This is a genomic window from Rhizobium sp. LC145 (genome assembly GCF_001005825.1).
In the GTDB taxonomy this organism is placed as follows: Bacteria; Pseudomonadota; Alphaproteobacteria; order Rhizobiales; family Rhizobiaceae; genus Neorhizobium.
This window is the reverse complement of record NZ_LBHV01000002.1, coordinates 504608-521818: the sequence shown is the minus strand read 5'-3', so window position 1 is coordinate 521818 and position 17211 is coordinate 504608. Positions and strand designations below refer to the sequence as shown.

Below are 17211 nucleotides of genomic sequence, written 5' to 3'. Positions count from 1 at the left end.
TCCGAGGAAATGATGACAAATAGGTTCCCGAAGCAAGTGGACAGATCGACCCTCATCCAGTTGAACGGGGTCACGAAGAAATTCGGCTCCTTCGAGGCTCTCAAACCCATCGATCTCTCGATCAGGGAAGGGGAGTTCGTGTCGGTCGTAGGCCCGTCGGGCTGCGGCAAGAGCACGCTCCTTAAGCTGGTCGCGGGACTTGCGCCAATTTCTGACGGCGAGCTTCTGCTCGCTGGAAAGAAGATTTCGGGTCCTCAGACCGATGTCGGCATCGTGTTCCAAAGCTCGGTGCTTCTGGCCTGGCGGAACATCATCGACAACATCCTCCTCCAGGCGGAGATGCGCAACATGAACAAGGCGGAGGCGCGTTCACGCGCCGAAGCCCTGATCGCGATGGCTGGCCTGCAGGGCTTCGAGAAGAAGTATCCGTGGCAGCTTTCCGGCGGCATGCAGCAGCGCGCATCGATCTGCCGTGCGCTGCTCCATGACCCGCAGGTGCTCCTCATGGACGAGCCTTTCGGCGCGCTGGACGCGATGACGCGCGAGAAGATGAACGTGGAGCTGCAGCGGATCTGGCTCGAATCGAGAAAGACGGTTCTGCTGATCACGCATAGCATACCCGAAGCCGTGTACCTATCGGACCGGGTGGTCGTCATGAGCGAGCGACCCGGCTCCATCGCAGCGATCTACGACATCGATCTGCCGAGGCCGCGGGACCTGAGCGTCATGGCATCGACGCAGTTCGCCTCGTACACCAAGACAATCCGCCAGCATTTCTACGCTCAGGGCTCCCTCGACGACCACTAGCAGCGGGGCACGGAAGGGCTCCCATCTGCGCCGCAAAGGCAACTCGCTTCGGAACGAGGAGGTTCTATAGACACGATGGAAATGCCTCGCCAGAACGAGGCGCTCAAGTGCGCGACGTCCGGGCTGTGGAAAAGGTCGTCGGTCATGGCCGATGACCGGGAACATCCACTTCCATCCAACTAAAAACTTCGCGGCAGTGCCCCTAGGCGCGTGGGTGGCTTTGTCCTGGCCTGCGGTGAACGAATACCCCAGTGTCAACGGGGTCACCTTTTCAGCAGGCACCTTACGACATCGGGGCCGAGTGCGCGTTCGAGTGCTTTGACACCGTTCATGGGCAGTCTCGACAAGCCGCTAACGATGCCCTCCTTCCACGCGTCCCGCGCTCCCAGGCTTCTTCCCAGGCATCGCCAACTCGTCATTGTGGCGCCTCTCCGTGAGAGCTTCAAAGAGCAAGGCGGCTTGCGTTAGGTCTTTGTCGGCCTTCACACGGTCCAGCGCGTCCGAGTGCAGCGGCTCTCTGGGCGGCAAATTCCGCCACCGCGTTTTCGCAGTGCATCGTCGACGTAAGAAGCTATCTCCTACTCACCTCACCTCGTGGTTATAAGTCTCTGCCAAAACCTTATAACGGAGCGGTAGCGCGCGGACGACCATTCCGCTGGAGGACAGTTCGCCAAGCCTGGTGAAACTTCGGAGAGTCGTGAATCGCATCGATGCGGGTTTCGTCTTCACAGTCTTGACGAAAAGCGTGCGGGATTCTTGGCGCCAATCACCCCTTCAGGTGAATGCCGAACAAGTACGCCCTCATCCAGCGCACGGCAGGAAATGTGCCGCTCGTCGAGGTCTGCTGTCGGCACAGCCGTGGCCGACAAGCGTCGTGAGGAAGAGCGTGGAAGGATTGGCAGAACATCATTGCAAAAAGGCTCGAATGACCAGGCCGACCGCTGTGACCGTACCAACGCCAGCCAACCACAGTCCAATGAACCACGCTGTCTTGCGGAAGCTGGTATTCATCAATGATAGCCCTCTCCATGATCAACCTTGCCTCTGAACACCCAGTAGGCGTAACCCGTATAGGCCAGGATCGTCGGCACGAGCACTGCAGCGCCAACCAATAGGAACTTGAGAGAGCTTTCCGGCGCTGCGGCATCCTTGATCGTTAGAACGCCGGGGATCATATATGGATAGAAGCTGATCCCAAGTCCTGTGAAGCTCAATACGAATAAGCCGAGCGCCGCCAGGAAAGGCTGTAGGTGCTTGTCGTGGGTGAGCCCATGCCAGAGCGCAATGGCGCAGACCGCCAGCAGCAGCGGAACGAAGGACGAAAAGAAGGCGGTGGGCCAGCGGAACCAGCGCTCGAAGTACATCTCGTTGATGAACGGCGTCCACAGCGATACGATGCCGATGAGCGCGAGAAGCAGGAGACTCAGAGGCCTAGCAAGCTTGGCAGATCGAGCTTGGATGTCTCCGCTGGTCTTGAGATTGAGCCAGGTAACGCCAAGGAGCGCGTAACCGACAAGAACCGCGACGCCGGTCAACACCGAGAAGGGGGTCAACCAATCCCACCATCCTCCCGCATACTGCCTGCCGCTCACGGTGATTCCCTGTACAAGAGCGCCAAGGGCGATACCCTGCATCAGAGCCGCGACGCTTGAACCTATCCAGAAACCAAAGTCCCACAGGTGGGACTCGTGATGGGTTCGCCAGCGGAACTCGAATGCCACGCCCCGGAAAATCAGGCTGATAAGCATCAGGATGATCGGCATGTAGAGGGCCGGAAGGATAATTGCGTAGGCGAGCGGAAAGACCGCCATCAATCCTCCACCGCCGAGTACCAGCCACGTCTCGTTGCCATCCCAGACGGGCGCGATCGTGTTGGTCATGACGTCCCGATCCCGACGGTTGCGGAAGAAGGGAAAGACGATGCCGATGCCGAGGTCGAAGCCGTCCAGCACGACATACGCCAGTACCGCGAAGGCGATGATGCCGGCCCAGATGAACGAGAGATCAATGTCCATAATGTCCTCCTTACGGATGATCCTGGGCAGGTCCCGGAGTGATGCCCGCAGTGCGGATTGGACCTGCCTCCAACTCGTGGTCTTCAAGCGGAGTCGGCGACCTGCGCATCAGCTTCAGGAGGTAGTAGACGCCTGCGCCGAACACGATGAAGTAGACGAGGATGAAGGTTAGAAGCGACGCGCCTACGGCTGGGGCCGAGACAGGCGACAGGCTCTCGGCTGTTCGCAGGTGGCCGTAGACGGTCCATGGCTGTCGTCCGACTTCAGTCGTGTACCAGCCGGCGAGGACGGCGACGAAGCCCGAACCTCCCATGGCGACCGCCATACGGTGAAGCCACGGCGTGTCGTATAGTTGCCCCTTCCAACGGGCCCAGAGCGACCAAACGCCGATGCCGAGCATCAGGAACCCGATGCCTACCATGATCCTGAACGTGATGAAGGGCATGAGCGCGGGAGGACGCTGGTCACGCGGCCATTCCTTCAGCCCTTTGATCTCCCCATCAAACTCGTGCTTCAGGATCAGCGAGCCAAGCTTCGGGACTTCGAGGGAGTAGTGGGTGGTTTCGGCTTCGTCGTCGGGGATGCCGAACAAGATTAGCGGAGCACCATCTTTATGAGTCTCGTAGTGGCCCTCCATGGCGGCGATCTTGGCGGGCTGGTGCTCCAACGTATTCAAGCCATGCAGGTCGCCGGCGAGTATCTGGATCGGCGTGACAATGGCTGCCATCCACATCGCCATCGAGAACATGATCCGAGCCTGGCGATTCTCGCGATCCCTGAGGAGATGCCATGCGCCCACCGCACCGACTGCGAAGGCGGTAGTCAGGAAGGCTGCCAGCACAGTATGGGTCATCCGGTACGGGAAGGAGGGATTGAAGATGATTTGCCACCAATCTTCCGGGATGAAGACGCCATTGGCGTCGATGCTGAACCCGGCAGGAGTGTGCATCCAGCTATTGGCTGAGGTGATCCATGTGGCCGAGATTAGAGTTCCTATGGCCACCATAGCGACGGCGACCATATGGGCAACATCGCCGACTCGCTTGCGGCCGAACAGGGCGATGCCGAGGAAACCAGCTTCCAGAAAAAAGGCGGTCAGGACCTCGTAGCCCATCAGCGGCCCGATGACTGGACCAGCCTTGTCGGAGAAGGCGGACCAGTTTGTGCCAAACTGGTAGCTCATGACGATGCCGGAGACCACGCCCATGGCGAAGGTAACGGCGAAGATCGTCTTCCAGTATTCGAAGAGCCTGAGGTAGGCTTCATCGCGCTTCCAGAGCCAGAGTGCGTTCAGAACTGCCAGATAACTCGCCGTCCCGATCGAGAAGGCTGGGAAGATGAAATGGAACGAGACGGTGAACGCGAACTGGATTCGCGCAAGCATCTCTGCTTCGAGGCCCATGAAGGTCATGACGGCTCCTTGAAACGACATTGGCTCTAACCACCGCAGTACTGCCGGGGGCAGTGTCTCTGACGAAATTCGGCGGCGCTGTCCCAGAAATAGAGGCGGCTGGATCCCAGCCAACCCTGTCCGATGTCGCGCGGCCGAATGCCACGCTGTTTTGTGATCGATGGCCAGCCTCCAACTCCCTGCGGATGTCCTAGGGATCGAAGTGGGCACGCTTCTCGCTGATCTTGCTATCCTTCAGCGCCAGAAGTTGAGCCCCTACGGGACGGCGGCGTATGTAGTGCAGGATCCAGTTACGATTTTTTTTATTCGCCTGTCGGCACGGGTCGCCGACAGGCGTCCTTGGAGTCGCTACACGATTTCAATGACCGTGAAGAATTAGGAGGCCGAAATGATGAAACTTTACGGGCTGGGCCCGACGCGCTCGCTTCGTGCACGTTGGGCTCTTCAGGAGCTTGATGCGGAGTTCGAGTTCGTGCCGGTCAATATAATGGCTGGCGAGAACCGGCATCCCGACTTCCTGCGCATTAATCCCGCCGGGAAGCTTCCGGTTCTGGTCGACGGCGACTTCGTCCTCACCGAATCCGCTGCGATCGTCATGTATCTGGCCGAGAAGTATGGCGACAAAGGTCTGATGCCTGCCGACCTGAAGGAGAGGGCGCTAGTCTATCGCTGGTCGCTGTTTGGGGTCACCGAGCTCGAGCAGCCGCTATGGCGGATGGCCAAGCATGGCTTCCTGTATCCCGAGGACAAGCGGCTGCCGGAAGACATCGCTCTCGCCAAAGAGGAATTTTTGGAGATGGCGGCTGTGCTTGAGCGCCACATGGACGGGCGTGAATTTATCGTCGGGGACAAGATCACGGTCGCCGATTGTGTTACCGCCTATGTTCTGGATTGGGGCGACGAAAACGGGCTGATCGACGGCTTCCCGAATCTTAAGGCGTATCTTGAGCGAATGTATGCACGCCCCAAAGCTCCGCAGCGGATCGCCGAGGCGTTTGCAAACCTCCAGCCGGTCCCCTGAGGATCCAAATCGTATCCCTGCGCGGCGTCGTTTTGGACAATTGTCAAAGACGGCGCGCAAAGACACGAGTGCACTCAAAGTGGCAGGATTCAGTGACATCCAACATTCCATTTTGGATAAGCGGTGTTTCATAAGCCTTTGAGCTGCATTATATAATTTATAGTTCCATAAGCTATCTTATGTGATTTTTGGATGTAGAGGCTATTTAGTAATGCGACAGTTGGGCCAGTTAGAGATGCGACACCCTCGCCTCTCGACGTTCTGGTCAATGCCAACGTTGGGAGCAAGGATGACGACCTTCAGCCTGGTGGAGTGCGCCAATCAGACGCTGCAGGATCGCCTCGTGAAGGAATTACGGCTTCGCGGCATAGATACTATCGAGGCAGCCAATATCTATGCGTCAGAATTTATTGCGGATTTCAATTCCCGGTTCGGTAAACCGCCACGCAATCCGAAAGATATGCACCGGCCACTGGCCGATCATGAGAACCTTGACGGCGCCATGTGCCGCAAGGAAGTCCGCACGCTGTCGCAAGCCCTGACGCTGCGCTATGACAAGGTGCTGTTCATTCTCGATCCGACTGATCTTTCCAGATCCATGGCGGGTAAGAAGGTCGTCGTTTGCGACTATCCGGATGGCCGTCTGGAGATCATGCACGAGAGCTTTGCCCTGCCCTATAGAACCTTCGACAAGTTGCGATCGGTGCATCGATCCGAAGTCGTTGAGAACAAGCGTTTGGACGACGTGCTGTCGATCGTCGCCGAGATGCAGGCCGGACGCCAACAGCAACGTAGCAAGAGCGGCCCTCGCCGCACTGGCCAGACGGATCATATGTTTGGGATACCGGATGGCAGTAAGAGCAATGGCTATCAGAAGCGCGGTCGCAAGCCCGGTCGGCGGAAGGATTTCATGAATGATCCAGAGGTGATTGCCAAAAGGCAGAAGGCGCTGGCGAGGATGGAAGCGGCGGAATGAACGGGTGTGAACATAGTCTCAAAGCTAAAGCCCAAGGGGCGCGTCCCACTCGCGCCCGACCACGCTTGCAACCCCGACCAGCCGCATGCTCGGGCGCTGATCGGCAGAGCCAGTGTCGCGTTTCTAGCTGGCTGGCGGCGCCGCACCTCTAACCAGCTTTGACATCGGAACTAGCCAGGTGGGTTCAAGGATGAAGTGCGACTTGCGAATGGTACCAATGGTTGTCACTCGCAAGGAAGCCGCAATGAGACACATATACTCCCATGCGGGCGCTCTGTGAACTGAACATCGAGGTCGCCTGCCCTGACGTCCGGCAACACTGCTTTCCGCGGCCTGCACCCGCCCTACTTTATCCCCATGTGCAACGACCACGAACAACACGTCCGCGACCCCGACTATCAGTCGATGATGCAGGACCTCGCACTGAAGATTCCTGATCACCAGACGGAACGTGACCTGCCCGAAAAGGACGACCTCAGGAGAGGAGGCAGCGGCTAAGGCATGGCAGATGAGGTGGCAGACTGCATCGTGATCGGTGGCGGACCGGCTGGACTGACTGCGGCGATCTACCTCGCCCGCTATCATCTGTCAGTCACGGTGTTCGATGACAACACGAGCCGCGCGGCGGTTATTCCTGTCTCCCACAATCATGCAGGATTTCCGGACGGGATCAGCGGCAAGGACCTTCTCGACCGGATGCGGAAGCAGACCATCCACTATGGAGTTGCCATCCACCGCTGGAAAGTTTCAGCTCTTGAGAAGAGCGGCGCCGTGTTCACCGCACATCATGACGGCGGCGCGGTCAGCGCACGGTCCGTCCTGCTGGCAACTGGCGTAATCAACCGCCGGCCGCAAATGCCTCAGGCGCAGCACGACGAAGCTGTGGCACGGGGTCTGATCCGCTACTGCCCCGTCTGCGATGGATTCGAGGTGACCGATCGGGCAATCGGGGTGATCGGCACCGGGACGAAAGGCTACAAGGAAGCGCTGTTCCTACGCAGCTACACCCGCGACGTTACGCTGATCTCACCGGAAGGCTCGCATGAGCTATCTCCGAAGCAGGAGCGGCATCTTGCCGAGTGCGACGTACGCACGGTGTCTGGCCCTGTGGCCAAGCTCGAACTCCAGGAGGAAACGATCAGCACCGATCTAGGTGGGATGAAGCTCTGCTTCGCATCTGTATATCCGGCGCTCGGTTCCGATGTTCGCTCGGAGTTGGTGAAGGGCCTGGGAGCGAGGCGATCTGGTGACGGCTGCGTCATAGTCGATGCCCACCAGCGCTCTACGGTGCCTGGATTGTACGCTGCCGGCGACGTCGTCGTGGGACTCGACCAGATCGGTCATGCCATGGGACAAGCAGGCGTAGCCGCGACCGCGATCCGAAACGACCTGTGCGAGTTGGCCACGCTCTTACGGTGACTTCACTCGTACCTTTGAATGCTGCTACGTCCCGGCAGATCGGACCTAGCATTCCAAACCTGCGTGTCGTTCGCTTAAACTACCTCGCGCGGGCCAGCCTCATTGCTTTCAGCTTCTCCGTCTTTGCGCGCCGCCGTTCGATTTCCTCGTCGATTATCGATATGGCGACTTCGTGGGTCCGCTCGAAGCGGCGCCGCCTCTCATCCATCGGGCGAAGTTTCTCTTCTGGGATTGAAGGATTCTCTGTCATGCCAGCTAAATAGCGCCCAAAGTTTCATGAACAAGCTCCAGCGATGGCGTCCCGATGGCTGGTCGGCAAATCGGCGGAAGCCAACCCATTGTAATCCGCAAAGGCGGAAGCTGACTCACAAAGTGGCAGTGATCGTTCCATGTGATGCCGAGTGAATCCGTGACAGCGCAGGGCAAATTTCCAACCTAAGATGACAACCTTCTTGTTCTCGTGACATTTCTGCCGTTACATGCGTTTGGGCTGACCGGTTGTCGCTAGCCCGAAAGGCGAGCACTCGTTTGATCCAGAGTGCTTCACCTCATCTGTCTGTGAGGCCATTCTCCCGCATTGCGGTGGCCTCCAGCACAAGCATGCCTATGAATTGAGAGGCTGCGCCTCTCCTGCGTCGTCACGAATTCACGGTTCTAGGTTTATGTTCAGACAGTGAGGTGTACATGAAGTATCGCCCCGACGTGGATGGCCTGAGAGCCGTCGCCATTCTTCCGGTCCTGCTTTTTCATTCCGGTGTTTCTGGTTTCTCGGGTGGCTTCGTCGGTGTCGACGTCTTCTTCGTTATCTCCGGCTACGTGATTGCCTTGAGCCTGCTCAATGATCTCGAGAATGGAAAATTCTCGATCTTGCGCTTTTACGCCAAGCGCGTCCGGCGCATTTTTCCGGCTCTCTTCGTCACCGTCGCCATCACATGCGTCATCGCCTATCTTTTGTTTATCCCCTCGTACTTTCTTGATTTCTCAAAGAGTCTGCTTGCGACATCGATCTTTATGTCCAACATGTATTTCTGGAAGGCGTCCGGATATTTTGCCGCCGATTCAGTATTCAGTCCGTTGCTGCATACGTGGTCGCTCTCAGTTGAAGAGCAATACTATATATTCATGCCGATCGCGACGTTCATCATCTATCGCTTTTTCGGAAAGCGATGGCTGCTGACCTTGCTGCCTGTGATTCTCGTCAGCTTCGTGCTGAGCGTCTATGCGACCACCACCGCTCCGACCGCCAATTTCTACGTCCTGCCGACCCGGGCCTGGGAGCTGTTGCTCGGAGCAGCGCTCGCCCTGGGCATGATACCCATGGTGAGGTCCCGCTGGCTTGCCGAGGCGATCGGGTTTCTCGGTCTTGGCCTGATCGCCTTTGCGGTCTTCACGTTCGATGAGGCCACGCCGTTTCCGGGCTTGAACGCGCTTTATCCATGCCTCGGCAGCGTGCTTTTGATCTATGTCGGCAAATCGCCTGCCCGGCCCCTGGCGACATCGATCCTGTCGCTGCCTCCGATGGTCGGGATCGGCCTGATCTCCTATTCCCTGTATCTGGTTCACTGGCCAATCGTTTCCTTTTTCCGCTACCAGACCCTCGACCACCCGACCACAATCCAGGCATTCGCCATCGTCGCCGCCAGCTTCATCCTGGCCTACCTGTCATGGCGCTTTGTCGAACAGCCGTTCCGCACACCCAACCCGGCGATCACGCAGCCGCGGCTTCTGGCAGGCGGCGTGGCTGCGATCGTTGTTTTCGCGGCGGCCGGCGCTGTCGGCATCGCTTCCGGAGGCTTTCCCGGGCGCACTCCAGACTTTACCGAGCAGAAGATTGCCGGCCACGAGCAATGGAACCAGGGCAAGTGCTTCCTGTCCAACGACCCGGACTATCGCAAATGGAGTGCCGACGACTGCGCGATCACGCAAAGTGACGGGCCGGTGGCACTTCTGTGGGGCGACTCATTTGCCGCTCAATACGTTCCGGGGATCGCAGCCAATTCCGCACGGATCCCGATGAAGATCCTCCAGTACACGGCCGCGGGCTGCCCGCCGATCATTTCCTACTATTCCTATGCCCGGCCGCGCTGCACCGAGTTCAATGCCAATGCTTTGAAGATCATCAAGGATCTGAACATCGACACGGTGATCCTCAGCGCCCGTTGGACGGACCTGCAATTGCGCGGGTTGGACCAGCTCGAAAGCACGCTCGCACAACTTAAGCCGCTTGGTACGAAGGTTTACGTCATCGGCCAGTCGCCGCAGTTTTCCACCAGCGTGCAGGTGATCGCCTATGCTAAGGGAAGCCGCGAGCCGGACGCCGTGGACAAATGGAAGATCTTCTTCGACCCGGCCATCAACGCTGAAATCAAGCACTATGCTGGCGCGGCTGCATTCATCGATCCGTTGCCTTCACTTTGCTCCGGCGTGGAATGCCCGTATCGCGAAAAAGGCCAGTATCTGTACGAGGACGCCGAGCATTTCTCGGTCGACGGCAGCAAGCTGGCAGTAGCTGCCTACTTCCCGCTCGTAGGCCCAGCGCCCTTGCCCGCCGAGCCTTCACCTGCCCCGGTGGCAGCGGAAACCGTGTCAGATCTGCGGTAACCGATGAATGGATCTCGTTTCTTAATAGTTATGCTCAAAATATCATCCAGTTGAACAATCCATCGTTCCACGTCATAACCTGCCGACAGCGAGTGGAAAGATGTGAAATGGACCAGAAATTCGACATCGGCGCCCGCCTGAACGCCATGCGCGTCGCGGCGGGCCTTTCGCAGCGCCAGCTGGCCGAGCGCGCAGGCGTGCCGCATGCTCAGATATCGAACGTCGAGACCAACAAGGTCAGCCCTTCGGTCGCCACCTTGAGGAAAATCCTGAACGGCCTCGGGGTCGGCATGGGCGATTTCTTCGAGCCGGAAAGAAGCCCGCCCGAAAGGCCCGTTCTTCTCCGCTCATGAACTGGTCGACCTCACCTCCAAGATAGCAGCCTCCCCGATCTCGGACAGCGACGGCACGCTGATTTTTCGACAAATCGGTGATGCTCGAGCCCATAACCTTCAGATTTTACACGAGATCTACGAGGCCAATGCCGATACGGGCGATACGCTTCTTCAGCATGCGTCTTCCGAAGGCGGCTTTGTCGTCGAAGGCGAGCTGGAGGTAACCGTGGGTGATGAGGTCCGGGTGCTGAAGGCGGGCGAAGCCTATCTCTTCGACAGCCGCGTGCCTCACCGCTTCCGCAATCTTTCCGACCGTCGCACCATCGTCATTTCGGCCTGCTCGCCACCTTATTTATGATTCTGGACGGCATCTATTGCTCAATATAATGAGCAGCATTATAGCTGAGTCATCGACAACAGGGGAGATTGTCATGACCGCCTCAGCAGATCTTCAAACACGCCAGAAATCCGCAGTTGCGGGCGGGGTCGGCACCCGCTCCATCTTTGCGGAGAAGGCGCTGAATGCCGAGCTATGGGATGTGGAGGGGCGCCGCTTTATCGACTTCGCGGCTGGCATCGCCGTCAACAACACCGGTCATCGCCATCCGAAGGTCATGGGCGCGGTCGCAGAGCAGGCCGAGCATTTCACCCATACCTGCTTCCACGTGGCGCCCTATGAGGGCTAATCCGGCTTGCGGAGCGGCTGAACGGGATCGCTCCGACCGGTGCGGAAAACCGTACCATGCTGGTGACGACCGGTGCCGAGGCCGTCGAGAACGCCATCAAGATCGCCCGCGCCTATACTGGCCGCTCCGGCGTGGTCGCCTTTTCCGGCGCCTTCCACGGCCGCACGCTGCTCGGCATGGCGCTCACCGGCAAGGTCATGCCCTACAAGAAGAACTTCGGCCCCTTCCCGGCCGAGGTCTTCCACGCGCCCTTCCCCAATCCCTATCTCGGCGTCTCGACCGATGAAGCAGTCGCCGGACTTGAGTGGTTGTTCGCAGCTGACGTCGACCCTCAGCGGATCGCGGCCTTCATCGTCGAGCCCGTCCAGGGTGAAGGCGGCTTCAACGTCGCGCCGAAGGAATTCCTGGTCCGCCTGCGCGAGATCGCCGACCGGCACGGCATCGTGCTGATCGCCGACGAGGTTCAGGCCGGCATGGCCCGCACCGGCAAAATGTTCGGCTTCGAGCATGCGGGCGTGAAGCCGGACCTCGTCACCATGGCCAAGGGGTTGGCCGGCGGGTTTCCGCTTTCGGCCGTCACCGGCAGAGCGGAGATCATGAACGCGGCGCATCCGGGCGGGCTCGGGGGCACCTATGCGGGCAATCCGCTCGCCGTTGCCGCCGCCAACGCCGTGCTCGACGTCATCGAAGAAGAGAGGCTCTGCGAGCGTGCAGCCGAGATCGGCCGCAGGATCAACGATCGCCTCACGTCCATCGCCGCGCGCCAGGGAATGGAGCGGATCGGCGATGTCCGCGGCCCAGGCGCCATGGTCGCCTTCGAGTTGGTCGAGGATCGCGTCTCCAAGGCTGCAGCACCGGCTATCACCACCCGCATCGTCGCGGAGGCGGAAGCGCGGGGCCTCATTCTTCTGTCTTGCGGAACGCGCCTCAATGTGATCCGCTTGCTGGCACCTCTCACCATTGAATGGGAGGTCTTGGAGGAAGGGCTGGATATCCTAGAGGCCTCGATCGAGGCCGCCTTCTCGGATACCGCGTCCGCAGCGGCCTGATCCTTGCTCTCCGAAAATGGACCGAACCCGGTTCGCTTCGCCACTCCCCTAGAAGAGGAAATGTCCATGAACGGCGCCGATATGCTTTGTGATGTCCTTTTGGTGAATGGCGTCGATGTCTGCTTTGCCAATCCGGGTACATCGGAGATGCACTTCGTCGCCGCGCTCGACAGGAAGCCCGCCATGCGCTGCGTGCTCGGACTTTCCGAAGGTGTAGTGACCGGTGCGGCGGATGGCTATGCCCGCATGGCGGACAAGCCGGCTGCTACCTTGCTGCACCTTGGCCCAGGTCTCGCAAACGGGTTGGCAAACCTTCACAATGCCCGCCGCGCCCGCACGCCGATCCTCAATGTCGTTGGCGATCATGCCTCCTATCACCTGCAATATGACGCGCCACTGACGAGTGATATCGAGAGCCTCGCACGACCGATGTCGCATTGGGTCGGGCGCGCCGCCGGCGCCCAGGACATCCGCCGTTGCACGGAGGAGGGTTTCACGGCCTCCATTGCCCGGCGGGGCGTCTCCTCCATGATCCTGCCCGCGGATGCCGCCTGGGGCGAGGTTTCGCCCGTGCAGCTTTCGCCCGTCGTGGTTCCCTCCCCTTCCTCTATCGATCCCGAAGCGCTCAAGGCTTCCGCCGATGCACTTCGCAGCGGCAAACGTGTCGTCATCCTCCTTGCAGGCCAGGCCATGCGGGAAAAGCCGGTGAATACCGCCGGCCGGATCGCCGCCGCGACCGGTGCGGCTCTCTTCTCCACCTCCTCCGCGAGAAGCGCGCGCGGGGCAGGTCGTGCCCTTGTCAGACCGGTGCCCTACAATATCGAGCTGGCAATCGAGGCGCTGAAGGATTTCGAGGTGGCAATCTGCATTGGCGCCTCGCGGCCGGTGACATTCTTCGCCTATCCGGGAAAGCCGAGCACCACGCTGCCTCCCGGCTGCGATGTTATCCAACTGGCCGGACATGAACACGATCTTGCCGAAGTGCTGGAGCAGTTGGCCGATGAACTCGGCATCGCGCCGAATGCCGCGTTCGTAGAAAATCCGTTCCGGCAGAACGACATCCAGGTTCCCAGAGGCGCCTTGACGCCCGACGCAATCAGCCTGGCCATCGCCCGCCATCTGCCTGAAAACGCGATCGTCATAGACGAAGCGCTGACCTCGATCGGCCAGCACAATGCCCTAGCGCCTTGCCTTCATCCGCATGACCATCTGCCGATCACCGGCGGTTCCATCGGCATCGGCATTCCGCTGGCGACCGGCGCTGCGATCGGCGCCTCGGATCGCAAGGTGATCGCCATGCAGGCAGATGGCAGCGGCATGTATACGGTGCAGGGATTGTGGACGCAGGCGCGCGAACAGCTCGACGTCGTCACCATCGTCTTCGCCAATAGCGCCTACCGCATTCTGCAGGGCGAGATGGTGAATGTCGGGGTCAATTCCTACGGCGTGAACGCTCGCAAAATGCTCGATCTCGACCAGCCTAAGCTTGATTGGTGCTCGCTCGCCAAAGGGCTCGGCGTCGAATCCGGGCGCGCCACGACGACGGAAGAGTTCGTGAAGCTCTATGAGGGGGCGCTCGGATGCAAGGGACCGTTCCTCATAGAAGCCGTGATGGCCTGATCAACCTGGTCCGGAGGCCATGACATCCGCAGCGGACGACCTCCCTATGCTGCCCTGGTCGCTGCGACCATGATCATCTCGACTTTCATGTCGGGGCTTGCGAGTCGCGCCTCGAAACAGGCGCGCGCCGGCGGGGCGACGTCGGTGACCCATTCGTCCCAGACCTCGTTCATGGCGGCATAGTCGTCCATGTTGGCGAGCATGATGGCACAGAAGATCACGCCCTGCTTGGCCGAGCCGATCTCGGCCAGCCGCCCTTCCGCCTTGGCGAGCAACTGACGGGTCTGTTCGGCCGCACTAAGCGATCCGTCATAAGGCGCTTGCGGCGTGCAGGCGAAATAACCGGTACCCTGGTGAACGACGGCGAGGCTGCCGCGCTTGCCGATGCCGAAGCGGTGGATGATGGAGGAGAAATCTTGCGTCATGAGATAGATCACCTGATTACTTCGTGATGACGAATACGGAATCTGGCGTCCAGCTTATGCAGCATTCCTCGCCTTCCTTGATGATGACGACATCGGCGCCGAGCACACGTACCCGCATGGTGAGATCCCCTGCCCGGCCGATAACGAGTGCATTGTCGCCGTAGTTGACGATCGTCTCGACCGTCATGCGCACGTTCTTGCGGCCTTCGATTGGACTGCGGGAAAGCTTGATATGTTCGGGACGGATCAGCAGCGTCACCGGCTGGCCATCGGAGAGGACCTCCGTGCCCGCATAGTCGAAGGAATCGAGTACCGGGTTCTCGGCTATCCTGGCGCTCGCATTCGTCACCGTTGCGGGAATGAGATTGCTCTCGCCGATGAATGCGGCGACGAATGAGGTTTGCGGGCGATGATAGATGTCGAGTGGCGCTGCAGCCTGCTCGATGCGTCCCTTTTCGAAGACGACGATGCGGTCGGACATGGACATGGCTTCCGACTGGTCGTGGGTCACGAAGATCGTCGTGACCCCAAGGCTGCGCTGGATGCGCTTGATCTCGATCTGCATCTGCTCGCGCAAATTCTTGTCGAGCGCGCCTAGCGGCTCATCGAGGAGGAGCAGCGACGGCTCGAACACCAGTGCACGCGCCAGCGCCACACGCTGCTGCTGGCCGCCTGACAGCTCCTTCGGATGACGGTGGCCGAAACCCTTCAGGCCGACGAGCGAGAGCATGTCCTCCGCCTTTTTCAGCCCCTGGCTGCGGCTGACCCCGCGCATCTGTAGCGGAAAATAAACGTTCTCCACCGCCGTCTTGTGCGGAAAGAGCGCGTAGTTCTGGAAGACGATGCCGATGTTGCGCTCATGCGGTGCAAGCTGCGTGATCGACTGGCCGCCCACCTGAACAAGTCCGGACGTTGCCTTTTCGAATCCGGCGATGATCATCAGTGTCGTCGTCTTGCCTGAGCCGCTTGGGCCCAGGAAGGTCACGAACTCTCCTTTTTCGACCGAAAGATTGACGTCGCTGAGCGCCGTGAAATGCCCGTAGGTCTTGGTGATGCTGGAGAGCTGCAGATAACTGGTCATGGGAATTCCTTGGAAATCAGTGTGCGCCGGTAGGTTTGCTCGGCTTCGGAGCGCGGCTTCGGAGCGTGCTGATGAAATAGGGAGCCACGATGCCGACGAGGACTATGGCGAACAGAAGCGTGGAGATGACCGCGATCACCGGATCGGCTTCCTGGCGGATGCTGTCGAACATCTTGCGTGGCAGGGTCTCCGCGCCGCGGCCGGAGATGAAGATCGCCACCACGGTTTCGTCGAAGGATTGGACGAAGGCAAAGAGCGCACTGATGATGAGGCCCGGCCTCAGGATCGGCAGCGTCACATGGATGAAGGTTCTTGCCGGGTTGGCGCCGAGGCTTTGAGCCGCCCGCTCAAGGTTCCTGTCGAAGCCCTTCAGATTGGCCGACAACACCAGGAACGCGATCGGGACCGACAGGCAGGTATGGGCCAGGATGACACCGAAAGGGGTGGGCACGAGCCGTAGCTGACCAAAATAGGAATAGTAGCCCACCGCCATTACGATGTGCGGCACGGCAAGCGGCATCAGCATCATGAGGTCGGCGAAACCTTTGCCGCGGAAGCGGTGCCGTACCAGGGCAAAGGTGGCCGGCACCACCAGAAGCATGGTGAGGATCATCGTCGCCGTGGCGATCAGGATGCTGTTCCAGGTGGGGATCAGCCAGCTCATGTCCGTGAAGTAGGCCCGGTAATAGCCGAGCCAATAGCCTGGTGGCGGAAACTGTAGCGATCGGGCGTCGGAGAACGACATCGGCACGACGATGACGAGCGGTGCAGCGATGAAAAGAACGACAAGAAAGCCGGCCCAGCGCATGAATGTGTTCATGGACGATCACCCCCAGAGTTTGTCGAGGCCGAAGCGGCGGTGATAGATGGTGAGGATGACGAGGGTGACCGCGAGCAGCACCATGGCCATGGCCGAACCGAGGCCGAAGGCGAGGAACTCTTCGATCTGGTGCCCAATCAGGCCGGCGATCATCTGCTCGCGCGGGCTGCCGAGCAGAACCGGCGTCACGTAAAAGCCGAGGCAGATGACGAAGACAAGCACTGAGCCGTTTGCAATGCCCGGCGCCGTAAGCGGCAGGTAGACGTGCCGGAACAGGGAAAAGCCCTTGGCGCCGAGACTTTCGGCTGAACGAATGAGCGCCGGATCGATCTTTTTCATCACCGAATAGATGTTCATGATCATGTAGGGCGCCAGGATATGGATCATCGCGAGCGTGGAGGAGAAGCGCGTGAAGAGAAGCTGTGGCGGGCTCTCGATGCCGATCATCTGCAGGAAGGCGATCAACGGCCCGTTATTGCCGAGCAACACCATCCAGGAATAGGTGCGCACCAGGAAGCTGGTCCAGAAACTCATGGTCACCAGAAGCAGGATCAGCATCGCGGTGCGAGGCTTGGAATGGGCCATCAGGTAGGCGAGCGGATATCCCACCAGAAGGCAGCATGCAGTGACGAAAGCTGCCGTCAGAAAGGTGTTCAGGAAGACACGCTGGTAAAGCGCTCCGGTCAGCACCTTCGTATAGTTGGCGAGCGTGGGGCGCGGCTCCGTAAAGCTCATGATCGCCACGTCGGCGAGCGGAACCACGAAGAAGATGAGCATATAGATGCCCAGCGGCGACAGGAGAAGCCAGGGCCAGATGTTAGGCTTTTCTGTGAGTTTTGAAAGACTTGTGCCCATTGCCGCTCCCCTTTTCTAGTTTCGGCATGTCGCATGGCATCGCGCGGTGATCCGCGCGATGCTTTTAAATGGATGATGCAGGCGATCTTG

The 17211-nt window shown here is 59.5% G+C and carries 11 protein-coding genes and 4 pseudogenes; 8 read left to right on the top strand and 7 right to left on the bottom strand.

All coding sequences use genetic code 11. The features are described from left to right. The first annotated feature begins 9 nt into the window (after positions 1 to 9). Entirely contained in the window at positions 10 to 807 is a 798-nt protein-coding gene (locus YH62_RS07125) for an ABC transporter ATP-binding protein (protein ID WP_245282065.1), read from the top strand. 263 nt (positions 808 to 1070) lie between these two features. Here the strand turns inward: YH62_RS07125 and YH62_RS30745 are convergent. The 3 genes and pseudogenes from YH62_RS30745 to YH62_RS07115 all read right to left on the bottom strand — a co-directional run. Beyond that, positions 1071 to 1311: pseudogene (locus YH62_RS30745) on the bottom strand (GSU2403 family nucleotidyltransferase fold protein); the annotation flags it as partial. Positions 1312 to 1817: 506 nt separating this feature from the next. Then, a complete protein-coding gene (cydB, locus tag YH62_RS07120) occupies positions 1818 to 2822 on the bottom strand; it encodes a cytochrome d ubiquinol oxidase subunit II (protein ID WP_046793464.1) in 1005 nt (334 codons plus the stop codon). Positions 2823 to 2832: 10 nt separating this feature from the next. Continuing rightward, positions 2833 to 4233 carry a cytochrome ubiquinol oxidase subunit I gene (locus YH62_RS07115; RefSeq protein WP_280950043.1) on the bottom strand — a complete coding sequence of 467 codons (1401 nt, stop codon included), beginning with the start codon at positions 4231 to 4233 and terminating at the stop codon, positions 2833 to 2835. Positions 4234 to 4621: 388 nt separating this feature from the next. On the opposite strand from YH62_RS07115, the gene YH62_RS07105 reads away from it, so the two are divergent. From YH62_RS07105 to YH62_RS07075, 7 genes and pseudogenes are all read left to right on the top strand, one after another. Next, positions 4622 to 5254 (top strand): glutathione S-transferase family protein, encoded by a 633-nt coding sequence (locus YH62_RS07105; protein WP_082118272.1) that lies wholly within the window; start codon positions 4622 to 4624, stop codon positions 5252 to 5254. A gap of 307 nt (positions 5255 to 5561) precedes the next feature. Then, a pseudogene (locus YH62_RS07100) lies at positions 5562 to 6230 on the top strand (ISNCY family transposase); the annotation flags it as partial. Between the two features lie 501 nt (positions 6231 to 6731). After that, positions 6732 to 7649: an NAD(P)/FAD-dependent oxidoreductase gene (locus YH62_RS07095; RefSeq protein ID WP_046793461.1), complete on the top strand. Its 918-nt coding sequence runs from the start codon at positions 6732 to 6734 to the stop codon at positions 7647 to 7649. Between the two features lie 684 nt (positions 7650 to 8333). After that, entirely contained in the window at positions 8334 to 10250 is a 1917-nt protein-coding gene (locus tag YH62_RS07090) for an acyltransferase family protein (protein WP_046793460.1), read from the top strand. Between the two features lie 107 nt (positions 10251 to 10357). Next, positions 10358 to 10943, top strand: a pseudogene (locus YH62_RS07085) (cupin domain-containing protein). A gap of 73 nt (positions 10944 to 11016) precedes the next feature. Further along, a pseudogene (gabT, locus tag YH62_RS07080) lies at positions 11017 to 12320 on the top strand (4-aminobutyrate--2-oxoglutarate transaminase). Positions 12321 to 12386: 66 nt separating this feature from the next. Next, complete coding sequence (locus tag YH62_RS07075; protein WP_046793459.1) at positions 12387 to 13940, top strand: acetolactate synthase large subunit; 1554 nt, start codon at positions 12387 to 12389, stop codon at positions 13938 to 13940. Positions 13941 to 13984: 44 nt separating this feature from the next. Here YH62_RS07075 and YH62_RS07070 read toward each other — a convergent pair whose 3' ends face one another. From YH62_RS07070 to YH62_RS07055, 4 genes are read right to left on the bottom strand one after another with little or no spacing between them, the layout of a single operon-like run. Then, positions 13985 to 14365, bottom strand: a complete 381-nt coding sequence (locus tag YH62_RS07070; RefSeq protein ID WP_046793718.1) for a RidA family protein — start codon at positions 14363 to 14365, stop codon at positions 13985 to 13987. A gap of 16 nt (positions 14366 to 14381) precedes the next feature. Next, a complete protein-coding gene (locus YH62_RS07065) occupies positions 14382 to 15446 on the bottom strand; it encodes an ABC transporter ATP-binding protein (RefSeq protein WP_046793458.1) in 1065 nt (354 codons plus the stop codon). A gap of 16 nt (positions 15447 to 15462) precedes the next feature. Continuing rightward, positions 15463 to 16266, bottom strand: a complete 804-nt coding sequence (locus YH62_RS07060) for an ABC transporter permease (RefSeq protein WP_046793457.1) — start codon at positions 16264 to 16266, stop codon at positions 15463 to 15465. A gap of 6 nt (positions 16267 to 16272) precedes the next feature. Next, positions 16273 to 17121: an ABC transporter permease gene (locus YH62_RS07055; protein ID WP_046793456.1), complete on the bottom strand. Its 849-nt coding sequence runs from the start codon at positions 17119 to 17121 to the stop codon at positions 16273 to 16275. Positions 17122 to 17211 lie beyond the last annotated feature (90 nt).